The following is a 22,273-nucleotide window of genomic DNA, read 5'->3' on the forward strand; positions in this document are numbered from 1 at the left end:
TCGATGGGCCGCGGCGTACTGGATTCCCCGCCGGAGCCTGTCATCGGGCTCGCCGAAGGCGAGACCCGTTGGCGGGGAATGACAGCAGGTGCAAATTTGCTCGGATCGTAGCCCGCATGAGCGAAGCGATATGCGGGAGCACTGTTCCCGGATGTCGCTTCGCTCATCCGGGCTACGGAATATCGCTACACCCGAAAATGCTTGCTCAGCTTCAATCCCTGCGCCTGGTAGTTCGAGCCGATGCGCTGGCCGTACATCGCGTCGGGGCGAGCCAGCATCTTCTCGTAGACGAGGCGGCCGACGATCTGGCCGTGCTCGAGGATGAACGGCACTTCGCGCGAGCGCACCTCCAGCACGGCGCGCGATCCCAGCCCGCCGGCGCCGGCATAGCCGAAGCCGGGATCGAAAAAGCCGGCATAGTGCACGCGGAATTCGCCGACCAGCGGATCGAACGGCACCATCTCAGCGGCAAAGTCGGGCGGCACCTGCACGGCCTCTTTCGAGGCGAGGATGTAGAACTCGCCGGGATCGAGGATCAGGCTGCCGTCGGGACGGGCCGAGATCGGCTCCCAGAAGTCCTCGACGGAATAGCCGGAGCGGCGATCGACATCGACGACGCCGGTGTGGCGCTTGGCGCGATAGCCGACGAAGCCGCTGGCCTTCTCGCCGGAGAGATCGACGGAGACGGCGACGCCGCCGGACAGATCGGCATCGTCGATGTCGACGAGGCGCTCGGACGCATGCAGCGCATCGAGCTCATCGGCATTGAGGATGGCGTCGCCGGTTCTGAAGCGCACCTGCGACAGGCGCGAGCCCTCGCGCACCAGCACCGGAAACGTCTTCGGGCTGATCTCGGCATAGAGCGGACCGTGATATCCGGCGCCGATCATGTCGAAGCGGCGGGTGCCGTCGGCGATCACGCGGGTGAAGACGTCGAGCCGGCCCGTCGAGCTCTTCGGGTTCGCGGCCGCGACGATCTCCGGCGGCAGCGCGAGGCTTTCCAGCAGCGGCACGATGTAGACGCAGTTGGTTTCCAGCACCGCGCCGTCGGCAAGGCTGAACTCGTGCAGCTTCAACTCGTCGATGCGCTCGGCCACCGTGGCGCCGGGACCGGGCAGGAAGCTGGCGCGGACGCGATAGGCGATGTCGCCGAGACGCAAATCGAGGCTCGCCGGCTGGATCTGGCTTTCGACGAAGTCGTAGGCGGGCAGGATGAGGCCGCCCTCCGCCATCGCCGCGATCATGCGGTCGGGCAGGATACCATTGGCGTCGGCGGCAATCGTGAAACTCAACCGGGGGTCCTCGTCAGGGGTCAAACGCATCCGGACATGTGGGAAATACTAGCCTTTTACGGCTATCCGATGGACGCCTTGACGGAAAGGCCATTGCGGAATATGAGCATCACTTATCCCGTGGTGATTTGAGCCGGCCGGCTTGCAGCCACGTTAAATAAGTCGCTAAACAGGCCGGGGACCTCTGTGATCCCGGCCCGTGGATATATCCAGGCCGGTTTTTTTGTGACCGTTTTCGACGAGACGGTCATGTCGGAGGTACCTATGTCGAAGTCGCCTGCTGCTTACCGTCCCGAAACCCGTCTGGTCCATTCCGGCACCCTGCGCTCGCAATTTGGCGAGACGTCGGAGGCGCTGTTCCTGACGCAAGGCTACGTCTACAACAGCGCCGAGGAGTGCGAGGCGCGGTTCAAGGGCGAGGATCCCGGCTTCATCTATTCGCGCTACTCCAACCCCACCATCGCGATGTTCGAGCGCCGCATGATCGAGCTCGAGGGCGCCGAGGCGGCGCGTTCGGCCGCGACCGGCATGGCCGCGGTGACGACCGCGATCCTGGCGCCGCTGAAGGCCGGCGACCACGTGGTCGCCTCCCGCGCGCTGTTCGGCTCGTGCCTCTACGTCATCCAGGACCTGTTGCCGCGCTACGGCATCGAGACCACGCTGGTCGACGGCCTCGATCTCGACCAGTGGCAGCGGGCCTTGCGACCGAACACCAAGACGTTCTTCCTGGAGAGCCCGACCAATCCGACGCTCGATGTGCTCGACATCCCCGGGATCGCCGAGATCGCGCACAAGGGCGGCGCGCGGCTCGTCGTCGACAACGTGTTCGCAACCCCGATCTGGCAGAGCCCGCTCGCGTTGGGGGCCGACGTCGTGGTCTATTCCGCGACCAAGCACATCGACGGCCAGGGCCGCTGCCTCGGCGGCATCATCCTGTCCTCGGAAGCCTTCATCGCCGAGCACCTCCACAATTTCATGCGCCAGACCGGGCCGTCGATCTCGCCGTTCAACGCCTGGGTTCTGCTCAAGGGCCTGGAGACGCTGGCCGTGCGCGTGCGCGCGCAGACCGACACCGCGACCCGCGTCGCCGAGGTGCTGGCGAGCCATCCCAAAATCTCGCGGCTGATCTATCCCGGCCGCGCCGATCATCCGCAGGCAGCGCTGGTGAAAAAGCAGATGCGCGGCGGCTCGACGCTGGTCGGCTTCGAGGTCAAGGGCGGCAAGGCGGCCGCGTTCCGCGTGCTCAACGAGCTCAAGCTCGCGAAGATCTCGAACAATCTCGGCGACGCCAAGAGCCTCGTCACGCATCCGGCAACCACGACGCATCAGCGCCTGAAGCCGGAAGACCGCGCCGCGCTCGGCATCAGCGAGGGCTTCATCCGCTTCTCCGCGGGGCTCGAGCATGCTGACGATCTGATCGAGGATCTGACGGCGGCGCTGGAGAAGGCGTGAGGCGAGCCAAGCACTCGCACTCGTAGGGTGGGTTAGCCCTGCAGATGCGCGAAGCACATCTGCTCGGCGTAACCCACCAACTTCGTTCCACAATCGTTGATGCATGGTGGGTTACGGCTTCGCCTAACCCACCCTACGACACCGAGCCTACATCGGCCGGTACGCCCGCACATCCCCGGGCACGTTGACCCCGAGCTTGATCTGGCCGACGGAGCGGATGATGTCGTCGCCGAGGAGCTGGGCGAAGCAGGCATAGCCCCAATCGTTCATGTGCAGGCCGTCGGCGATGACGAAGCTCTCGACCGGGATCGATTGGTTCTCGTGCCAGTCGCGCATCACCTCGAAGCGCGGGAAGATGCCGACGTGACGGAGCTCGGCGACCTTGCCGAGCAGCTTCACCATCTTGCCGGCGCTCTCCTTGCGCTGGTTGACGGCCGGCGAATATTGCGGATCGACCAGCACGATATCGGCGCCGCCGGCGGCCTGGATGCGCGAGATGCCGTCCTCGACCATCTTGGCGGTGTCGCCGGGATCGAGATTGCGCAGCACGGCGTTGGTGCCGACCTGCCAGATCACCATATCCGGATGCACGTCGATCACCTCCCTCTGGAGGCGTTTCATCATCTCGGGCGCGTCCTCGCCGCCGACGCCGGCATTGATGACGGTGATGTCGGCGGTCGGATATTGCCGGCGCAGCTGCGCGGCGAGACGGTTCGGATAGTTGAAATCGGGTGAACTCGCGCCATAGCCGGCGGTCGACGACGAGCCGAACGCGACGATCACGACAGGCTTGCCGGCGACGAGCTTGTTCGCGACATGCGGCAGCGAGCCCATCGTCTTCGAGCCGCCCTTCGGCGGCAGGCAAGGAACGCGGTTGAAGACGTCGCCGGCGGATTTCGCGACCTGCTTCACCTTGTCGATGGCGCGCGCGGTGATGCCGCGCTGTTCGGGGGACGTCGCGGCGACGCTGGTCTGGGAGGGCGAAGCGGGGGCGGGACTAGCGGTCTGCGCGGGCGTCGCCTGCGCGGCTTGCGCCTGCGCGCGCGATTGCGAAGCAGGCGTCAGCACCAACAGCGCCGCCGCCGCCGCGGGCGCAACCAGCCATGCCGTCAGGCCAAAAGGGCGGAGAGAACTCATTAACGCTAGACCTCAATTTTGCTGCTGGGCCGGCCCCAGATGGGCAGCATCAATCACGAACTGTGCCAACGCCCGGCCAAGGCAATCATGGACCTGTTTCGCCAGCTCAGGCCCGCGGGACGGGCTGAACAGGTCGAACTGACCCTGATCGTTCCACTGCCGCATGATCGCGAAACGATCGAACAGCGGGATGTCGTGCTCCTGTGCCACCACCCGCATGTTGTCGAGATAGGGCGGCACCGAGATCATGGTTTCGGTACGCGGGCTGTACTGCAAGTTCATCAACACGACGTCAGCCCCTGCATTTTGCAATGCGGAAACCCCTTCGGTCACCGCGCCGCGAAAATCGTCGGGATCGATTGCTCGGATAGCATCCACGGTCCCGGTCTGCCAGATGACCAAAGTAGGCCTTTTTGCTTCCATCAGCTTAACGAAGCTGGCGGCCGCCTCCTCTGCCGTCTTCTTGCTCTGTATTTCTACGGAGACGTGCACCGCTTCCGACGGCGGCAGCTTGTCCTTCAAAATGGCCTGCATGCGCGCCGGATAGGAAGCGTCCTCGGAGGCCGGAATCGTGGTCGAGCGGCTGCCGATGACCAGGATTTCGAGCGGTTTGCCGGCCTTGATGGCGTCGGCGACCTTGGGAAGCTGGGCTTCGCTGCTGAGCAGATAGGAGGGCAATTCGCAGGCCGCGGGCGCGGCCGGAGCGGGCTGCGCAGCATCCTCCGCGCGCGCCGACGGCGCGGCGAGGCCACCGCATAGCAGGATCAGGCTCAGGAGAACCTTCGCCTTCATCAGCCCCCTCCCGCCATATCGGCGTTGCCGACGGCGTTTTTGGTTTTCGCACCGCTCTTGTCAGCTACGCGCTTGTACCACGAAATCACCCAGGCGACGCCCCACATGATCAGGATTCCGGAGAGACTAATCACCGCATGCATGACCGCGCCGCCGGAGACCTCGGCCAGGATGAAATGACCGGCGAAGGCCAGGAAGACGCCGAGGCAGAAGATCTCCAGCGAATGCTGGCCGCACAGGATCAGCGGCCGCAGCCAGGGCGATTTCAGGCCCGGCCAGTCGCGCGGCAGGAAGCGCACGGTGAGCGCGGCCAGCGCCAGGAAATGCGTGAAGCGCAGCACGTCGAGATCGGTCTTGTCGATCGGATACATCCACTGTTCGAGCCGCTTCGGCATCAGATGCGAGAGCTGCGGCAGGTACCAGGTCAGCGTCACGTAGAACGCCGCGACGATATAGGCGATCGCGATCCACATCGTCACCGGTGAAGCCAGAATACGCGACATGCGCCGCGCACCTCCGAGCGCACACCATGCACCGAAGACGAAAAGCAATTGCCAGGCCAGCGGATTGAACGCCCAGAAGCCGTTCGGATAGGCGGAGAAGTAGAGGTCGTATTCCCAGGTGACCGCGTAGAGCACGACCGAGAGGCCGAGCGTGACATCGGGCTTCCACTTCATCGACCACAGGATCAACGGCAGCGCCAGCATCAGCACGATGTAGAGCGGCAGCACGTCCATGTTGACCGGACGGAAGCGCAGCAGCAGCGCCTGCACGATGGTGACGTCGGGCTGCTTGAGGAAGTCCATGATGCCCATCTCTTCGGTGTAGAGCGGGTTCTCGAAGCTGGTCGCGACGTAGGAGATCTCGGCGAGGAAGATCGTGAACAGGAAGACGTGGGCAACATAGATCTGCCAGACCCGGCGCAGGATGCGCGCGGTGGCGATGACGACGCCGCTCTCCAGCATCGCGCGGCCGTAGACGAAGGCGGCGGTGTAGCCGGAGATGAAGATGAAGATCTCGGTGGCGTCGCTGAAGCCGTAATTGCGGATCGTGAACCAGGTCAAAAGACTCGTCGGCAGATGGTCGATGAAGATCAGCCACAGCGCGAGGCCGCGGAACAGGTCGAGCCGGAGCTCGCGCTCGCCGATGGCGGGCAGCGAGATGGCCGGCGCGGCCGCACGCGGCTTTGCTTCCACAGGCTTGGCTCCCGCGATCGTCGATCCCGTCACTTGGTCAGCAATGGTCATCGGGGCCTGAAAACCCTCACTCAAATCGCGACGTTATAAGGATTGTACCGGTCCGGCCGTCGTCTCGCAAAGCGGCCAGATCACATAAGGGTGTCTTTCCCTGGGGGTGTACTTCTCCGCGAATTCTGGCGGTTCGATGTCGCGAAAGCCGCCTGCGGCGTTTGGTTCCCAGCCCGGTTTTCGTTATGATGGCAGCCATGTACCGCGCCGTGACCCGCCAGATCGAAGTGACCGTCGAGCCGAACTTTGTTCCGGAACAGTCGTCGGCCGACCGCTCCCGCTATTTCTGGTCCTACACCATCGTCATCACCAATTCCGGCGAGGAGACCGTGCAGCTCAAGACGCGGCACTGGATCATCACCGACGCCACCGGCCGGCAGCAGGAGGTGAAGGGCGAGGGCGTGGTCGGCGAGCAGCCGACCCTGGCCCCCGGCGAGCGCTTCGAATACACCTCCGGCGTGCCGCTCTCGACCGCCTCCGGCTTCATGACCGGCCGCTACCAGATGGTCAGCGAAAGCGGCGAACGCTTCGAGATCGACGTACCGACGTTTTCGCTCGATAGCCCGGACAACAAGCGGGTGTTGAACTAGGGGCGGTGCCGTAGGGTGGGTTAGCCGAAGGCGTAACCCACCACGTCTCATCCCGCGGTGACAGAAGAGGTGGGTTACGCCGGGCAGATGCGCTTCGCGCATCCGCAGGGCTAACCCACCCTACGATGTCCGAGTTCCAGGCGCGCGGCTTCCCTAATCCCGTCATTGCGAGCGCAGCGAAGCAATGAGGCCTGTAGCCCGGATGAGCGCAGCGACATCCGGGATCTTTGCGAGCGGATTCCCGGGTATCGCTGCGCTCACCCGGGCTACGAACTACGACCGCGCCCTGCTACGCGTCCTCCACGCCCGCCTCATCGGGCGTGAAATCGTACACCGACGAGCAGAACTCGCAGGTGACGACGACCTTGTCGTCCTTGACCATCGCGGCGCGATCGTTCGGCGAAAAGCTCTTCAGCATCGAGGCCACCGCGTCGCGCGAGCAGGAGCATTGCGCCTTCAGGACCAGCGGCTTGAACACGCGCACGCCACGCTCGTGGAAGAGGCGGTAGAGCAGCCGCTCGCCGGACAGCTCCGGATCGATCAGCTCGACGTCCTCGACGGTCTCGATCAGCGAGCGTGCCTCGACCCAGGCGTCGTCTTCAGCGACAGCGTGCACTTCGGCGCCTTCGGGCGCATCGCCGGGATGCAAGTCCGCCTGCCGCGCGCGCTCCGGCGCCTTCGGCAAAAACTGCATCAGCATGCCGCCGGCGCGCCAGCGATGCTTGCCGCCGTCGTTCGAGCGCCACTCCTCGCCGACCGCAAGACGCACGCGCGTCGGGATCTGCTCGGAACGCAGGAAATATTCGTGGGCGGCGTCTTCGAGGCTGCCGCCGTCGAGCGCGACCAGCCCCTGGTAGCGGCTCATGTCGGGGCCCTGGTCGATGGTCATGGCGAGATGGCCGCGGCCGAGCAGAGTGCCGGAATCCCTGATCTCACCGAGGCGCGCGGCGTCGAAGCGGGCATAGGCACGAAGTTGATCCGGCGCCTTGTAATCCACCACCAGGAACGACACCGGACCATCGGTCTGGGCCTGGAGGATGAAGCGGCCCTCGAATTTCAGCGCCGTTCCGAGCAGCGTCGTCAGCACGATGGCCTCGCCGAGCAGCTTGCCCACGGCAGCGGGATAATCGTGCTTGGTCAGGATGTCGTCGAGCGCCGGACCGAGCCGCACCAGCCGGCCGCGCACGTCGAGCGCGTCGACCTCGTAGGGCAGCACGGCGTCGTCGATCGGAACTGCTGATGGTGCGCGAACCGGGCCTTCAGGCCCGGTTTTCATGTCAGGGGATTGGGAAACCATGGCCGTCTATCTGGGGTCGGTGGGTGGAAAATGGAAGGGGTTGCGGCTGCATCCGGCAATGCAGAATGGACGTATGCAAGCACGGCAAACTCAGTGTCGTCCTGGCGAATGCCAGGACCCATAACCCCAAGCAGGAGTTGTCGCGCGAGATGACAATTGCCGATCTTCGCCAAACAAAAGCCGGTGGTAATGGGTCCTGGCTTTCGCCAGGACGACAGTTGTATGCGAGGCGGCCGCCGGGCCGCGCCGCCGTTACTTCACCGCGTCGAAGCACCAGGCCAGAATGCCCTTCTGCGCGTGCAGGCGGTTTTCGGCCTCGTCGAACACGACCGATTGCGGGCCGTCGATCACCTCGTCGGTGACCTCCTCGCCGCGATGGGCGGGCAGGCAGTGCATGAACAGCGCGTCGGGCTTGGCCAGCGACATCAGCTTGGCATTGACCTGGTAGGGCTTGAGCACGTTGTGGCGGTGCTCGCCCTCCTTGTCGCCCATCGACACCCAGGTGTCGGTGACGACGCAATCGGCGCCGCGCACGGCGGCTTCCGGATCGGTGCCGAGCATGATCGGCGCGCCTGACGTCTTGATCCAGTCGCGCATCGCCTTCTTCGGCGCGAGCTCCGGAGGCGTTGCGACGTTGAGCTGAAACTTGAAGCGCTCGGCGGCATGCGCCCAGGACGCCAGCACGTTGTTGTCGTCGCCGGTCCAGGCCACCGTCCGGCCCTCGATCGGGCCGCGGTGCTCCTGGTAGGTCAGGAGGTCGGCCATCACCTGGCAGGGATGCGAGCGCCGGGTCAGGCCGTTGATGACGGGCACGGTCGCGTTGGCCGCAAGCTCCAGCAGCGCGTCGTGGTTGAGGATGCGGATCATGATGGCGTCGACATAGCGCGACAGCACGCGCGCGGTGTCGGCGATGGTCTCGCCGCGGCCGAGCTGCATCTCGGCGCCGGTGAGCATGATGGGCTCGCCGCCGAGCTGGCGCATGGCGACGTCGAACGACACCCGCGTGCGGGTCGAGGGGCGCTCGAAGATCATCGCCAGCGTCTTGCCTTCGAGCGGCCTCACCGGCTGATGCGCCTTCTGCTTCGCCTTCATGGCGGAGGAGGCGTCGAGCATGCTCTTGAGCTCCGACAACGGGAGCTCGTTGATATCGAGGAAGTGCTTCGGCGACTTGCTCATCAGCTTGCCGCCCGCTTGGTCTGACTGGACGAGATCGCGGCGCAGGCGCGCTCGAGCCGCCCGACGCTGTCCTCGATCTCGGCTTCGGTGACGATCAGGGGCGGCAGGAAACGCACGACATTGTCGCCGGCGCCGACCGTGAGCAGTTTTTCATTGCGCAGCGCCGCGCCGAGATCGCCTGAGGGCACCACGGCCTTGATGCCGATCAGAAGGCCTTCGCCGCGCACTTCGCTGACGACATCAGGATAACGGTCGATCACGGAAGCGAGCTTCTGCTTGAGCAGCAGCGACATCTTCTGCACGTGGTCGAAGAAGCCGGGCTTGAGCATGACGTCGAGCACGGCGTTCGCCGCCGCGACCGCGAGCGGATTGCCGCCGAAGGTCGAGCCGTGCGAGCCGGGACCCATGCCGGCCGCCGCATCCGCGGTCGCCAGGATCGCGCCGATCGGGAAGCCGCCGCCGAGCGCCTTGGCCAGCGACATCACGTCAGGTGTGACGCCGGTGCGGCGATGCGCGAAGAGATCGCCGGTGCGGCCCATGCCGGTCTGCACCTCGTCGAAGGCGAGCAGCAAGCCCTTCTCATCGCAGAGTTGGCGCAATGCCTTGAGGAACGCAGGCGTTGCGGAACGTACGCCGCCCTCGCCCTGGATCGGCTCGATCAGGATGCCGGCGGTCTGCGGACCGATCGCTTTCTTGACGGCCTCGATGTCGCCATGCGGCACCTGATCGAAGCCATCCATCGGCGGACCAAAACCTTCGAGATATTTTGCGGATCCCGTTGCAGCCAGCGTCGCCAGCGTGCGGCCGTGGAAGGCGCCTTCGAAGGTGATGATGCGGTAGCGATCCGGATGCCCCTTGGAGAAGTGGTGATGGCGGACCAGCTTGATCACACCTTCCAGCGCCTCGGCGCCGGAATTGCAGAAGAACACGAAGTCCCCAAAGCTCTCATTGCACAGGCGCGTAGCGAGCTTCTCGCCATCCGGGCTCTGAAAAAGGTTCGACATGTGCCAGAGTTTCGTCGCCTGCTCCTGCAGCGCCTTGACCAGCGCAGGATGGGCGTGGCCGAGCGCGTTCACCGCGACGCCGGACGTAAAATCGAGATAGCGATCGCCATTGGTCGCAATCAGCCAGCAGCCTTCGCCGCGCTCGAAACCGAGGTCGGACCTGGCGAAAACGGGAAGCAAATGCGGCGCTGCGCTGCTAGTCATGACGGTCACTTGATGTTGCGGACGGTGTGAGCGTGCATTGCGCAACGCACCATTGACCGGCCCGGAAAACGAAACGTGCCGCCTTTTAAGGGCGGCACGTGACACTATCTTATGCTTGGTGAAACCGGTGTCAATGCCGCCCGAAAGCCTCGCGAAACGCTGAATCCGTAGTCTTGCGGTGCCAAATTTGCCGGATTTTGGCCACGGAACATGTGGAAGCGAGTCGGCTGACTCTTGCGCGTGAGTCACGCCATATTGTAGCGTTTGGCTTGTCAGATACGACATCTCGTGCAGCAGTTCTGATCCTCTAAGTCCTCATGTACCGGCGTAAACGTTCGGGCGCATCTGGTGTGCCCGGCGAGCCTTAAGGGATTCTGACGGCACGGGTTTTTCGAGGCTTAGGCATTCGCCGCGAGGCGCCAGGATGGCAGCCGCACGGCGAGGGAAAGGGTGCAATGACGGTTTTGACCTGGTCCGACGATCGCGTCGAGCAGTTGAAAAAGCTCTGGGAGGCCGGATTATCGGCCAGCCAGATCGCAGCCGAGCTCGGCAATGTGACCCGTAATGCCGTGATCGGCAAGGTGCACAGGCTCGGCCTGTCCGGCCGCGCCAAGAGCCCGTCATCGGCGGCTCCGCGGCCGCGCAAGGCGCGCCCCGCGCAGCACATGATGCGGGTGAGCCGCCCCATTGCGCGCGGCAACACCGCGCTGGCGCAGGCCTTCGAGGTCGAGGTGGAGGCCGAACCGGTCACCTACGACAACGTGGTGCCGATGAGCCAGCGGCTGTCGCTGCTGGAGCTGAACGAGGCGACCTGCCACTGGCCGGTCGGCGATCCCTCGAGCGCGGATTTCTTCTTCTGCGGCGGCAAGGCGCTGTCGGGCCTGCCCTACTGCGCCCAGCACTCGCGCGTGGCGTATCAGCCGGCCGCGGATCGCCGGCGCGCACCGGCCAAGCCCTCGCGGTGAGTTTAAGCCCGCGCTGCTAGTGTCGCGCGATGACGGCTCAAAATACTCCGTGCCGTCCCGGCGAAGGCCGGGACCCATACCGCGAGGTCTATCGACTCGTCCGCGGTGCCAATTCCGAACAACTCGTCTTCGCCAAACCACTTCCTGTGGTTATGGGTCCCGGCCTTCGCCGGGACGACCACTGAGTTTGCGGTCGCACTCAGCCCTAAAACATCCGCACAGGCTTACGTCTGCTCCGCCTTCGCAAAGCGATCATCCAGCGCGTAGCCGGCGCCGCGGACGGTGCGGATCGGGTCCTGCTCGCGGCCGAGATTGAGCAGCTTGCGCAGGCGGCCGATATGGACGTCGACGGTTCGCTCGTCGATGTAGATGTCGCGGCCCCAGACGCTGTCGAGCAGCTGCTCGCGCGAGAACACGCGGCCGGGATGCTCCAGGAAGAACTCCAGCAGGCGATATTCGGTCGGGCCGAGGTCGATCGGCCGGCCCGAGCGCGCCACGCGGCGCTTGTCGCGATCGAGCTCGATGTCGCCATAGGCGAGCACGGTGGCGAGCCGCTCGGGGCTGGCGCGCCGCAGCAGGCCCTTCACGCGCGCCAGCAGCTCCGGCACCGAGAACGGCTTGACGATGTAATCGTCCGCGCCGGTCGCAAGACCCCGCACCCGCTCGCTCTCCTCACCGCGCGCGGTGAGCATGATGATCGGCAGCTGCTTGGTCTCGGGCCGGGTCCGTAGCCGCCGGCACAGCTCGATGCCCGACAGTCCCGGCAGCATCCAGTCGAGCACGATCAGATCGGGGATATGTTCCTTGAGGCGGGTGTCGGCGTCGTCGCCGCGCATCACCGTCTCGACGTCATAGCCGTCGCCTTCGAGGTTGTAGCGGAGAAGCTCGGTGAGAGCTTCCTCGTCCTCAACCACCATAATGCGTGCGCCCATGGTGTCGTCGCTCCTTGCGTCTTCAGGTATTCGGGACCGTCGTGGCGAAGGTCGTCATGTCGCCCTTCGGCCGCTTGTCGGTGATCGCCTGGCCCTCGATCATGTAGAACACGGTCTCGGCGATGTTGGTGGCGTGGTCGCCGATCCGCTCGATGTTCTTGGCGCAGAACATCAGATGGATGCAGAACGAGATGTTGCGCGGATCCTCCATCATGTAGGTGAGGAGCTCGCGGAACAACGAGGTGCAGATGGCGTCGACTTCCTCGTCGCCCTTCCACACCGCCATCGCCGCCGGCAGATCGTGCGCGGCATAGGCGTCCAGCACCGACTTGACCTGCTGCTGCACGAGGTCGGTCATGTGCTCGAGGCCGCGGAACAGCTTGAGCGGATGGAAATCCGTCTCCAGCGCCGCGACGCGCTTGCCCATGTTCTTGGCGAGGTCGCCGATGCGCTCGAGATCGGTCGCAACGCGCATGGCGCCGACGATCTCGCGCAGATCGACCGCCATCGGCTGGCGGCGGGCGATGGTGAGCACGGCGCGCTCCTCGATGCGCTTCTGCAGCGCGTCGAGCTCGGTGTCGGTGGCGACCACGCGCTGGCCGAGCGCGACGTCACGGCGGATCAGCGCGTCGACGGAATCGACGATCATGCGCTCGGCAATCCCGCCCATCTCGGCGACGAGCCGGGTGAGCTCCTGGAGGTCGGTGTCGAAGGCCTTTGCGGTATGTTCAGAACCCATGTCCCGTCTCCTCAGCCGAACCGGCCGGTGATGTAATCCTGCGTGCGCCGGTCGCTCGGCGACGTGAAGATCTTGCTGGTGTCGTCGAACTCGATCAGCTCGCCGAGATACATGAAGGCGGTCTTGTCGGAGACGCGCGCCGCCTGCTGCATGTTGTGGGTGACGATCGCGATCGTGTAGTTCTCGGACAGTTCCTGGATCAGCTCCTCGACCTTGGCGGTCGAGATCGGGTCGAGCGCCGAGCAGGGCTCGTCGAACAGGATCACCTCGGGCCGCACCGCGACGGTGCGGGCGATGCAGAGGCGCTGCTGCTGGCCGCCGGAGAGCGACAGGCCGGAGGCGTTGAGCTTGTCCTTGACCTCGTTCCATAGCGCGCCGCCGCGCAGCGCCTTCTCGACGCGGTCGTCCATCTCGGACTTCGAGATCTTCTCGTAGAGGCGGATGCCGAAGGCGATGTTCTCGTAGATCGTCATCGGGAACGGCGTCGGCTTCTGGAACACCATGCCGACGCGGGCGCGCAGCAGATTGAGGTCGAGCTTGCCGTCGAGGATGTTGGTCTGGTCGAGCATGAGCTGGCCGGTGGCGCGCTGGCCCGGGTAGAGGTCGTACATCCGGTTGAAGATGCGCAGCAGGGTCGACTTGCCGCAGCCCGACGGGCCGATGAACGCCGTGACGCGGTTGGCGCCGAGCGTCAGGTTGATGTTCTTCAGCGCGTGGTGCTCGCCGTAATAGAAGTTGAGGTTGCGCACCGTCACCTTGGCCGGGGCCTCGGGCAACACCGGCGCCTGGGGCAAACCACCAGCCGCGCTCATCGATACGGAAAGCTCACTCATTTTGCGGTCCTCTCGGCGCCAAGGATGCGCGCGCCAATGTTCAGGGCAAGCACGGTAATCGTGATCAGCAGCGCGCCGCTCCAGGCCAGCTGCTTCCAATAGGCGTAGGGGCTCTGGACGAAGTTGTTGATGGTGACAGGCAGGTTCGCCATCGTCTTGTTCAGGCCGAGGCTGAAGAACTGGTTCGACAGCGCGGTGAAGAGCAGCGGCGCGGTCTCGCCGGCGACGCGGGCGGTTGCGAGCAGCACGCCGGTGATGAGGCCGGAGCGGGCGGCGCGGTAGGCGATCCGCTTGATCACCAGCGAGCGCGGCAGGCCGAGGGCGGACGCCGCCTCGCGCAGCGCGTTCGGCACCAGCAGCAGCATGTCCTCGGTCGTGCGCAGCACCACCGGGATGACGATGACGGCGAGCGCGAGGCTGCCTGCGATCGCCGAGAAGCCGCGCATCGGCACCACCACCGCGCCGTAGATGAACAGGCCGATGATGATCGAGGGCGCCGAGAGCAGGATGTCGTTGATGAAGCGGATCACCGAGGTCAGCTTGTCGTTGCGGCCGTACTCGGCGAGATAGGTGCCGGCGAACAGGCCGAGCGGCGCGCCGATGCCGACGCCGAGCACGGTCATGATAATCGAACCGACGATGGCGTTGCGCAGGCCGCCTTCAGTCGAGCCCGGAGGCGGCGTGTCCGCCACGAAAATCTCAAGGTTCAGACCGGCGATGCCGTTGTAAAGCAGTGTGATCAGGATCAGCGCAAGCCAGGTGACGCCGAAGGCGGCGGCGGCCATGCAGAGTCCGCGGATGACGAAGTCCTTGCGGCGGCGGCGTGAATAGATCGGGTTCATGGCGTCAGTTCCCCGCCTTCTTTTCCAGCCGCATCAGCATCAGCCGTGCCGCTGCGAGCACGAAGAAGGTCAGCACGAACAGCAGGAGGCCGAGCAGGATCAGGCCGGACTGATGCAAGCCGTCACTCTCGGCGAACTCGGATGCGATCGCCGCCGAGATCGTGGTGCCCGGGGCGAAGATCGAGGAGGAGATGCGGAACGAGTTGCCGATGATGAACGTCACCGCCATGGTCTCGCCGAGCGCGCGACCCAGCGCCAGCATGACGCCGCCAATGACGCCGACGCGGGTGTAGGGGATCACCACGCTGCGCACGACTTCCCAGGTGGTGCAGCCGACGCCGTAGGCGGCCTCCTTCAGCACCGGCGGCACCGTCTTGAACACGTCGACCGAGATCGAGGTGATGAAGGGCAGCACCATGATGGCGAGGATCAGCGCGGCGTTGAACAGGCTGAGATAGGACGGGGGCCCCGCGAAGATCGCGCCCAAGACGGGGACGCCGTCGAAGATCTTGATCATGAAGGGCTGGAAGGTGTTGGCCAGGAACGGGCCCAGCACGAAGAAGCCCCACATGCCGTAGATGATCGAGGGAATGCCGGCGAGCAGCTCGATCGCCATCCCGATTGGGCGGCGCAGCCATTGCGGACAGAGCTCGGTGAGGAAGATCGCAATGCCGAGGCCAACGGGAATGGCGATCAGCATCGCGATGAAGGAGGTGACGAGCGTACCGTACATCGGCCCGAGCGCGCCGAGCACGGGCGGATCCGCCGACGGCGCCCAGCGCTGCGTCCATAGGAACGACAGGCCATATTCCTTGATCGCCGGGAAAGCGCCGACGATCAGCGAAATGATGATGCCGCCGAGGATCAGCAGCACCGAGATCGCGGAGAGCCGCGTGATCCAGTAGAAGGTGACGTCGCCGAGCTTGAACGCGCTCAAGGCCTTGGCGCGATCATACGGTCCGGCGTCGTCGATTATATCGCTCTGAACGGCCATCTCTGCCACGCCGATCCCCTGTACCCGTTATATACGCTTGCTGTCGGTCTTGTTGTTGGTCTTGCGCTCCGGATGCGGCGCTGGGCCGATCCGGAGCGGAGGTCTTTTCAGATCCCGGCGCGCTGTCCGGGACTGGAGCGCTTAGCTCTTGATCTCGGCAGCCCAGGTCTTCTCGATCAGGGTCACGACACCCTCGGGCATCGGGATGTAGTCGAGCTCTTCAGCCGCCTTGCCGCCGTTCTTGAAGGCCCAGCGGAAGAACTTGATGGCTTCCTGCGAGGCCGCCTTGTCGGTGGCATCCTTGTGCATGAGGATGAAGGTCGCCGCCGTGATCGGCCAGGACTTCTCGCCGGGCTGGTCGGTCAGGATGACGTAGTAGCCGGGCGCCTTGGCCCAGTCGGCGTTCGAGGCGGCCGCCTGGAAGGCCTCGACGGTCGGCTGCACCGGCTTGCCGGCCTTGTTGACGAGACCGGCGTAGGTCAGCTTGTTCTGCTTGGCATAGGCGTACTCGACGTAGCCGATCGAGTTCTTGGTCTGGCCGATGTTGCCGGACACGCCCTCGTTGCCCTTGGCGCCGACGCCGACCGGCCACTCGACGGCCGTGCCCTCGCCGACCTTGCTCTTCCAGTCCGCGCTGGCCTTGGAGAGGTAGTTGGTGAAGTTGAAGGTGGTGCCCGAACCGTCCGAACGGCGGACCACGGTGATCGCCTCCGACGGCAGCTTCAGGTTCGGATTGAGCTTCTTGATCGCGGCATCGTCCCACTTGGTGATCTTGCCGAGATAGATGCTGGCGAGCGTCTCGCCGTCGAACACCATTTCGCCCGGCTTCACGCCCTCGATGTTGACGACCGGAACGATGGCGCCCATCACCATCGGCCACTGGACGAGGCCGTCCTTCTCGAGCTGCTCGGCCTTGAGCGGCGCGTCGCTGGCGCCGAAGGTCACGGTCTTGGCCTGGATCTGCTTGATGCCGCCGCCGGAACCGATCGACTGGTAGTTCAGACCGTTGCCGGTCTCCTTCTTGTAGGCGTCAGCCCACTTGGAATAGATCGGGAATGGGAACGTCGCACCGGCGCCGGTGATGTCGGCAGCAAAGGCTGCCGTCGTCGATGCGGCGACCAAGCCGGCAGCGACGATGGTTTTGAGGAAATTCATGCTGGTCTCCATACAGGGGAGCGAAGCGCCATCCGCGCCCGATCGCGCTCCCCGTGCCGCCCCTTTAGGAGCGGTCGGCTGTGCTTTTACGAAGGTTTAGTGACAGTCGGATGACATCTTCAAGCAATTGAAATCGCTTGAGTTTTAGGCTGTCGCCGGGGGCCTGACCTGGGGAAAGCAGGCGGTGAAAGTGGCGCCCTGTTTGGGCACGCTTTCGATCACAAGCCGGCCGCGATGCCGGTTAAGAATATGTTTCACCAGCGATAATCCGAGCCCGGTCCCGCCCTGCAGGCGGCTGTCGCCGACGTCGACCCGGTAGAACCGTTCGGTCAGCCGCGGCAGGTGCTCGGGCGCGATGCCGGGGCCGAAATCCCGGACCATGACCCGGATTTCCTGAGTTCCATCAGTGGCGGCGCCCGAGGTCAGTGACACGATGACGCGTCCGCCCGAGGCACCGTATTTGAGCGCGTTCTCGATCAGGTTCTCGAACAGGCGGAGCAGCTCCTCGCGGTCGCCCGCGATCATCACCGGCGGCTCCGGCAGATGGATCTCGACCTCGACCTGGCGCTCGCGCGCCAGCGGCTCGAGCCCGTCGGCGACCTGGCGGATGATCGGCAGAAGGTCGACCAGGGTGTCGGGCCGCACATGGGCCGACAGCTCGACCCGCGACAGCGAGAGTAGATCGTCGATCAGGCGCGCCATGCGGGTGGCCTGGTTGTGCATGATGCCGAGGAAGCGCTCGCGCGCCTTGGGGTCGTCCTTGGCCTGGCCCTGGAGCGTGTCGATGAAGCCGGACAGCGCGGCGAGCGGCGTGCGCAGCTCGTGGCTGGCATTGGCGACGAAGTCGGCGCGCATCTCCTCGACCCGGCGCAGCGGCGTCTGGTCGTGGAAGGTCATCAGCATGCATTTGTCGGCGCCGCCGAAGGTGGTCGGCACCGGCACCGGCGTGATGATCAGCTCCATCCAGCGATCGACCGGGACGTGGTCGAGATAGGTCGCGCGCCGCGGCTCGGTGGTCGCGATCGACTCGCGCAACGCCGTGATGATCTCCGGCGAGCGCAGCGCGAACTGGGCGAGTTCGTTCCGGCGCAGCGCCGGCGCGAGCTGGGCCGCGGCCGCGTTGAGATGGATGACGCGGCCGGCGCGGTCGAGCAGCACCGCCGGGTCCGGCATGCCGGCGACGACCGCGGCCACCGCGGCGCTCTCGACCGGATTGATGCGCCTGACATCGTCGCGCGAGGCGGCGGTGTCGTGCAGCCGCCAGGGGATCAGCGCCGCAGCGGCGATGCAGAGGAACACGGCAATGGCGTGCAACGCCGACAATTCGCCGAGCGAGACCACGACCGACAGCGCCAGCGCCGCGGCGATCAGGATGATCGTCGAGTGCCGCAGCCGGTCGGACCAGGGCTGCGCGGTGGGAGACGAGGGGGCGTCGATCGCCATCGGGCGGGCTTCTCCTAAGGGCTTGTCCTGACGGCCCTGTCCTGAAGGCTTTGACCTAAAGGCTTGGCCGATCAGGCGCCGCTGTCGCTGCGCTCTCTCACATAGGCGGCTTCACGCGCCGGGCCGGGGTCGAGCTTGAGCGCCGCCTGCTGCAAACGCTTCGATCGGGCGCCGATTATAACTTCGCGAAACGTCAGCAAGATTACAGATATGACGAAGGGGGACAGATAATAGAGGACGCGGAACAGCAGCATGCCGCCGAGGAGTTCCTCCCGGTCCATCTGCCAGAGGCCGACCAGCATGGCGGCGTCGAACACCCCGAGGCCTCCGGGCGAGTGGCTGGCAAAGCCGAGCAGGGTCGCCGACACGAAGATCACGGCAACCACGACGAAGCCGAGATTGGGCTCGTCCGGGACCAGCACGTACATCGCGAGCGCGCAGAAGCCGAGATCGATGATGCCGATCGCGATCTGGAGCAGCGTCAGCGGTCCGCCCGGCAGCACCACGGTCCAGGGCCCGCGGCCGACCACGCGCGGCTGGGTCCAGACCCAGACCACATAGCCGACCAGTCCCACGATGATCATCAGCGCCAGCGTCCGGTTCAGCCAGGGCGGAAGCTGGTCGATCGAGGCCGCCGCCTCCGGATGGTAGGAGATGCCGAGCCCCAGCACGGCGGCATTGCCGAGCCAGAAGGTCAGGCCGGCGAGGAAGCAGATCTTGGCGACGTCGATCGCGTTCAGCCCATAGGCCGAATAGATGCGGTAGCGCACCGCGCCGCCGGTGAAGACGCTGGCGCCGACATTGTGGCCGATCGAATAGCTGGTGAAGGCGGCGAGCGCATTGATGCGGTAAGGCACATGGGCGTGGCCGATCGCGCGCACGGCGAACAGGTCGTAGAAGGTCAGGGTGAAATAGCCCGCGGCCACGAACAGCGCCGCCATCGCAATCTGGCTCGGCTCGGTGCTCTTGATCGCCTCGATCACCTCGTTGAAATCGATGCCGCGCAGCATGTGGTAGAGCACATAGCAAGCGATGCCGATGACCGCGACGCTGATCACAACTCCAAGCTTATGCAGGATTTGCTTCTGCCGCAGCAACGTCGTCGCCCTGCGTATGGCTTCCAGCATCTAGACCTCGAACAACGCTTCAGCGGCCAGGACGGCCGGCGAACAGACGGACGACGTACAGGCACTCAACGAACCCTCGCCGCCGGCTCCGGCATCGCGCGTGCCCCCTGCCCCTCCACTAGCGCGTTTTGCGGCGGAGTGGAATTCGTCAATTCGAACAAAATCACGTGCCTTCAATATTTTAGGCAGGGTTGCGGGCTCCTGATGCACGGTTTGGCGCTTTCGGCGGCAAGGCTGACGCGAATCTCCATGGCAATCCTGCGCAGGCGCCATGAAGTTTTGATGATTTCGGCCGCACAATGTTCCGTCACGTTTTAAGCCGACGTCAATGTATGGACCGCGCCCGGCTGTTGAAAGAGGGGCGACGGGGTCGTTCCGGACGGATTTCCCGATGCACCGGACGGGTGCAGCGCAGCGGCAGCTTAAGGGGCGGTCAGATAGCCGCGCTGATAGGCGCTGGCCTGGTCGTCGAAGATCGCCATGGCCGTCGTCATCCGGCGGAAGCCGAGACGCTCATAAAAGCCCTCTTTGCCAGGCACCGCGTAGAGGATGATTTTGCGATGTCCGCGGCATCGCGCCAGCAGCCGCTCGATGATCTCGCGGCCGAGGCCTTGCCCCTGACAGTCCGGGGCCACCGCGACGTCACAGAGATAGGCGCAGTCGCGGCCGTCCGCCAGCGCCCGGCCGGCGCCAACCAGCCGGCCCTGGTCATAAGCGAAGGCACAGAACATGCTGTTGCCGAACACGAGCGCGAGATCGGCTGGTGTCTTGTTGCCGAGCGGAGCGATGCGGTAGAGCGCGGAAAGCTCGTTCCAGTCGATTGCCGCCAGATCTTCGTTCCAGACAACCGACATCTGCGTGCCTCCCCGGATCAATGCCGCGCCGCGGCGACGGCCGCGACGATCTCGTCGGTCCCGGGAAAATGGCCCTTGCTGCGGCTGGCGACAATCCTGTCGCCGAGCTTGACCTGAAAGATGCCGCCCTTCCCCGCCACGAGATCCGCCTCCAGCGCCAGTTGCCGGCGCAGCGCCGCGGCAACTTCCTTCGCACGCTTCTCGTAGCCGCAGGGACGGCAATAGATGATCGTCACATCCGACATCTCATCCCTCCTCACGCTGCGAGCTGCGGACGCACCGCCTCGATGCCCGCGACCCAGCCCGCCACCGATCGGCCGATTGCGTCAGCATGGTCCTCCTGCAGATAGTGCAATCCCGCGCCGAGCCGGATCAACGCGCAATGCCTCAGCGAGGTCGCAAACCGCCCGGCAAATTCCGGCGCGACCAGCGCCCCCGGCTCGCCCGTGAACAGCAGTTTCGGATAGGAAGATGCGGCCAGCGCCTCATGAGCGGATTGGAGCGCCTCATAGACATCGGCAGGCTCGCCCGCAATCGGCAGTTCGCGGGGAAACGCAAGAACGGGGCGACGACTCTCGGGCGTCGGGAACGGCGCACGATAGGGCGCCATCTCGTCGTCGCTGAGCTTGCGGACGATTCCGCCGGGCAGAACGCGCTCGACGAACGCATTCGCCTCGAGGATCATGGCCTCACCCTCGCCCGGCGTCCTGAACTTGCGAAAGACCGCTCTCGCCGCCTCGGCATGGTCTTGCTCCTCCGCGACCTCGGTATGGTGGAAATCCTGCCAGGTCGGCATCGGGCGGATGAATTCCATGAAGGCTAATCCGCGCACGAAATCCGGCCGGCGCGCGGCGAGATGAAATGCGAGCGCGGTGCCCCAGTCCTGTGCGACGAGATAGGCCGATGTGATGCCGCGCTGTTCGATGAACGCATCGAGATAGCGGACATGGTCGAAGAAGCGGTAGGCGATGTCGGGCTTGCCGGATTGGCCGAGGCCGATGAGATCGGGCGCAATGCAATGCGCGACCGGTGACACCAACGGCAGGATGTTGCGCCAGATGTGCGACGAGGTTGGGTTGCCGTGCAGAAACAGCACGACCGGCGCATCCTGCGCACCCGTCTCGCGATAAGCCATGCTGCTTCCCAGCACGGGCGCGTTGCGAATCTCGATCTCGATTGGCTTGCTCATGTCGGCTCCTTGAACACGGTTTGAAATGCGATGGTCTTGAAACGTTCGAGCGCTTTCGGATTGCGATCGACCTTCATCCGCAGGATCGCGCCCTGCCAGGATGCGAGCAGGAAGTCGGCAAGCTCCCCCGGCTCGAAATCGGAGGCGATCTCGCCGCGCGCCTGAGCGTCGGCGATGCAGGCCGCGAACGGCACGCGCCATTCGGCAAAGATCTCGGTCAGGCGTGTGCGCAGCATTTCGCTGCTGCCGGTCGCCTCCAGGCTGAGATCGCCGATCAGACAGCCACGACCATAACCGTCGGCCTCGAGCCGGCCGCTGATGATGTCGAGATAGCGCTTGAGACGGGCGCGCGGCGTCAGCGAGGCGTCCTCAAGCGCTTCTGCGACCAGCCCCCTGGTGACGTCGAAGTAGCGGTCGAGCACCTCCGAAGCGAACGCTTCCTTGGAGCGGAAATGGTTGGTGAAGGACCCCTGCGGCGCGCCCGCCGCAGCGGTGACGTCGCGCACGCTGGTGCCGTGATAGCCGGTCCGGAACATGACCTTGAGGCCGGCGTCGAGGATAGCGTCTTTGAGCGAGGGCTTTGGCATGGAACAAATAATACGTACGTACGTATTAAAGTCAAGCACGTTTTTCCCATTGGGCAATTTGCTTGCCGATCAAGCCGTTATCGCAATGTCAGGTGAGCGTTCCCTTGGGGCGGGCCGCCGAGACTCAAGCCGCCGGCTGGCTCCGCGAGACCACCCGGTCGCGCAGCCAGGCGCCGATGGTGCAGCCGACCAGGTAGCAGGCGAACATGATGAGGCCGAGGTCGAGCCAGTAGCCGAAGCGGCCGGGGACCACATGCGCGAACGAGGCCGCGACCAGCGCGACGGCGAGCGCGGCGAGCCAGCGCGCGGTGACCTTCGAGGTGCCGTTGCCGCGCTGGACCACCGAGATCCAGCCCATGCAGAAACCCAGCACCAGCGATCCGATCAGCCAGCCCAGATGGAACGAGAGGAGATAGGGCATC

23 protein-coding genes and 1 riboswitch are annotated in these 22,273 nt (G+C 65.0%); of the genes, 3 read left to right on the forward strand and 20 right to left on the reverse strand.

From position 1 onward, the window contains the following. Nucleotides 1-185 precede the first annotated feature (185 nt). A complete protein-coding gene (locus XI08_RS44550) occupies nt 186-1,322 on the reverse strand; it encodes a 2'-deoxycytidine 5'-triphosphate deaminase (RefSeq protein ID WP_084301481.1) in 1,137 nt (378 codons plus the stop codon). A gap of 80 nt (nt 1,323-1,402) precedes the next feature. Then, nucleotides 1,403-1,482: riboswitch (SAM riboswitch) on the forward strand. Nucleotides 1,483-1,556: 74 nt separating this feature from the next. Between XI08_RS44550 and XI08_RS44555 the strand changes: the two genes are divergently transcribed. Beyond that, nucleotides 1,557-2,744 (forward strand): O-succinylhomoserine sulfhydrylase, encoded by a 1,188-nt coding sequence (locus XI08_RS44555; RefSeq protein ID WP_135176186.1) that lies wholly within the window; start codon nt 1,557-1,559, stop codon nt 2,742-2,744. Nucleotides 2,745-2,891: 147 nt separating this feature from the next. On the opposite strand, the gene XI08_RS44560 is transcribed toward XI08_RS44555, so the two are convergent. Genes XI08_RS44560 through XI08_RS44570 form a run of 3 tightly spaced genes read right to left on the reverse strand, consistent with a single transcriptional unit; the run spans nt 2,892 to nt 5,920 of the window. Continuing rightward, nucleotides 2,892-3,881, reverse strand: a complete 990-nt coding sequence (locus XI08_RS44560; protein ID WP_271579298.1) for an SGNH/GDSL hydrolase family protein — start codon at nt 3,879-3,881, stop codon at nt 2,892-2,894. A gap of 12 nt (nt 3,882-3,893) precedes the next feature. Next, on the reverse strand, nt 3,894-4,673 hold the full coding sequence (locus XI08_RS44565) for an SGNH/GDSL hydrolase family protein (protein WP_135176184.1): 780 nt from the start codon (nt 4,671-4,673) through the stop codon (nt 3,894-3,896). After that, nucleotides 4,673-5,920 (reverse strand): OpgC domain-containing protein, encoded by a 1,248-nt coding sequence (locus XI08_RS44570; RefSeq protein WP_271579299.1) that lies wholly within the window; start codon nt 5,918-5,920, stop codon nt 4,673-4,675. The genes XI08_RS44565 and XI08_RS44570 overlap by 1 nt, the downstream gene beginning before the upstream one ends. 197 nt (nt 5,921-6,117) lie before the next feature. Between XI08_RS44570 and apaG the strand changes: the two genes are divergently transcribed. Next, complete coding sequence (apaG, locus tag XI08_RS44575) at nt 6,118-6,510, forward strand: Co2+/Mg2+ efflux protein ApaG (RefSeq protein ID WP_028172741.1); 393 nt, start codon at nt 6,118-6,120, stop codon at nt 6,508-6,510. Nucleotides 6,511-6,799: 289 nt separating this feature from the next. Here apaG and XI08_RS44580 read toward each other — a convergent pair whose 3' ends face one another. The 3 genes from XI08_RS44580 to XI08_RS44590 all read right to left on the reverse strand — a co-directional run bounded on the left by XI08_RS44580 (nt 6,800) and on the right by XI08_RS44590 (nt 10,191). Next, nucleotides 6,800-7,807 carry an Hsp33 family molecular chaperone gene (locus XI08_RS44580; protein WP_271579300.1) on the reverse strand — a complete coding sequence of 336 codons (1,008 nt, stop codon included), beginning with the start codon at nt 7,805-7,807 and terminating at the stop codon, nt 6,800-6,802. 252 nt (nt 7,808-8,059) lie between these two features. After that, a complete protein-coding gene (gene argF / locus XI08_RS44585; RefSeq protein WP_027542314.1) occupies nt 8,060-8,983 on the reverse strand; it encodes an ornithine carbamoyltransferase in 924 nt (307 codons plus the stop codon). Then, nucleotides 8,983-10,191, reverse strand: coding sequence for an aspartate aminotransferase family protein (locus XI08_RS44590; RefSeq protein WP_271579301.1), 1,209 nt, complete (start codon nt 10,189-10,191; stop codon nt 8,983-8,985). The genes argF and XI08_RS44590 overlap by 1 nt, the downstream gene beginning before the upstream one ends. Before the next feature lie 455 nt (nt 10,192-10,646). Between XI08_RS44590 and XI08_RS44595 the strand changes: the two genes are divergently transcribed. Continuing rightward, nucleotides 10,647-11,156 (forward strand): GcrA family cell cycle regulator, encoded by a 510-nt coding sequence (locus tag XI08_RS44595; protein ID WP_027542312.1) that lies wholly within the window; start codon nt 10,647-10,649, stop codon nt 11,154-11,156. Nucleotides 11,157-11,380: 224 nt separating this feature from the next. Here the strand turns inward: XI08_RS44595 and phoB are convergent, their stop codons facing one another. The 13 genes from phoB to XI08_RS44660 all read right to left on the reverse strand — a co-directional run bounded on the left by phoB (nt 11,381) and on the right by XI08_RS44660 (nt 22,272). After that, nucleotides 11,381-12,088, reverse strand: a complete 708-nt coding sequence (gene phoB / locus XI08_RS44600) for a phosphate regulon transcriptional regulator PhoB (protein WP_008143479.1) — start codon at nt 12,086-12,088, stop codon at nt 11,381-11,383. 22 nt (nt 12,089-12,110) lie between these two features. After that, on the reverse strand, nt 12,111-12,827 hold the full coding sequence (phoU, locus tag XI08_RS44605; RefSeq protein WP_011083915.1) for a phosphate signaling complex protein PhoU: 717 nt from the start codon (nt 12,825-12,827) through the stop codon (nt 12,111-12,113). Between the two features lie 11 nt (nt 12,828-12,838). Further along, a complete protein-coding gene (pstB, locus tag XI08_RS44610; protein ID WP_135176179.1) occupies nt 12,839-13,660 on the reverse strand; it encodes a phosphate ABC transporter ATP-binding protein PstB in 822 nt (273 codons plus the stop codon). Then, a complete protein-coding gene (gene pstA, locus XI08_RS44615) occupies nt 13,657-14,502 on the reverse strand; it encodes a phosphate ABC transporter permease PstA (protein WP_135176178.1) in 846 nt (281 codons plus the stop codon). The genes pstB and pstA overlap by 4 nt, the downstream gene beginning before the upstream one ends. A 4-nt stretch (nt 14,503-14,506) precedes the next feature. Continuing rightward, complete coding sequence (gene pstC, locus XI08_RS44620) at nt 14,507-15,496, reverse strand: phosphate ABC transporter permease subunit PstC (protein WP_271579498.1); 990 nt, start codon at nt 15,494-15,496, stop codon at nt 14,507-14,509. Between the two features lie 141 nt (nt 15,497-15,637). Then, nucleotides 15,638-16,651 carry a phosphate ABC transporter substrate-binding protein PstS gene (gene pstS / locus XI08_RS44625; RefSeq protein WP_027542308.1) on the reverse strand — a complete coding sequence of 338 codons (1,014 nt, stop codon included), beginning with the start codon at nt 16,649-16,651 and terminating at the stop codon, nt 15,638-15,640. Nucleotides 16,652-16,795: 144 nt separating this feature from the next. Then, complete coding sequence (locus tag XI08_RS44630) at nt 16,796-18,094, reverse strand: ATP-binding protein (protein WP_271579302.1); 1,299 nt, start codon at nt 18,092-18,094, stop codon at nt 16,796-16,798. Between the two features lie 71 nt (nt 18,095-18,165). Beyond that, entirely contained in the window at nt 18,166-19,221 is a 1,056-nt protein-coding gene (locus tag XI08_RS44635) for a lysylphosphatidylglycerol synthase domain-containing protein (protein WP_027542306.1), read from the reverse strand. Nucleotides 19,222-19,643: 422 nt separating this feature from the next. Continuing rightward, nucleotides 19,644-20,075 carry a GNAT family N-acetyltransferase gene (locus XI08_RS44640; RefSeq protein ID WP_271579303.1) on the reverse strand — a complete coding sequence of 144 codons (432 nt, stop codon included), beginning with the start codon at nt 20,073-20,075 and terminating at the stop codon, nt 19,644-19,646. Nucleotides 20,076-20,092: 17 nt separating this feature from the next. After that, a complete protein-coding gene (locus tag XI08_RS44645) occupies nt 20,093-20,320 on the reverse strand; it encodes an Rdx family protein (protein ID WP_271579304.1) in 228 nt (75 codons plus the stop codon). A gap of 11 nt (nt 20,321-20,331) precedes the next feature. Beyond that, nucleotides 20,332-21,264: a haloalkane dehalogenase gene (locus XI08_RS44650; protein ID WP_271579305.1), complete on the reverse strand. Its 933-nt coding sequence runs from the start codon at nt 21,262-21,264 to the stop codon at nt 20,332-20,334. Further along, entirely contained in the window at nt 21,261-21,851 is a 591-nt protein-coding gene (locus XI08_RS44655; protein WP_271579306.1) for a TetR/AcrR family transcriptional regulator, read from the reverse strand. The genes XI08_RS44650 and XI08_RS44655 overlap by 4 nt, the downstream gene beginning before the upstream one ends. Nucleotides 21,852-21,975: 124 nt before the next feature. Next, the gene (locus XI08_RS44660) at nt 21,976-22,272 is read right to left on the reverse strand and encodes a hypothetical protein (protein ID WP_025575554.1); all 297 of its coding nucleotides are present in this window, start codon (nt 22,270-22,272) and stop codon (nt 21,976-21,978) included. Nucleotide 22,273: the final 1 nt, after the last annotated feature.

It is taken from the genome of Bradyrhizobium sp. CCBAU 11361 (genome assembly GCF_028128935.1).
Classification (GTDB): Bacteria; Pseudomonadota; Alphaproteobacteria; order Rhizobiales; family Xanthobacteraceae; genus Bradyrhizobium; species Bradyrhizobium niftali.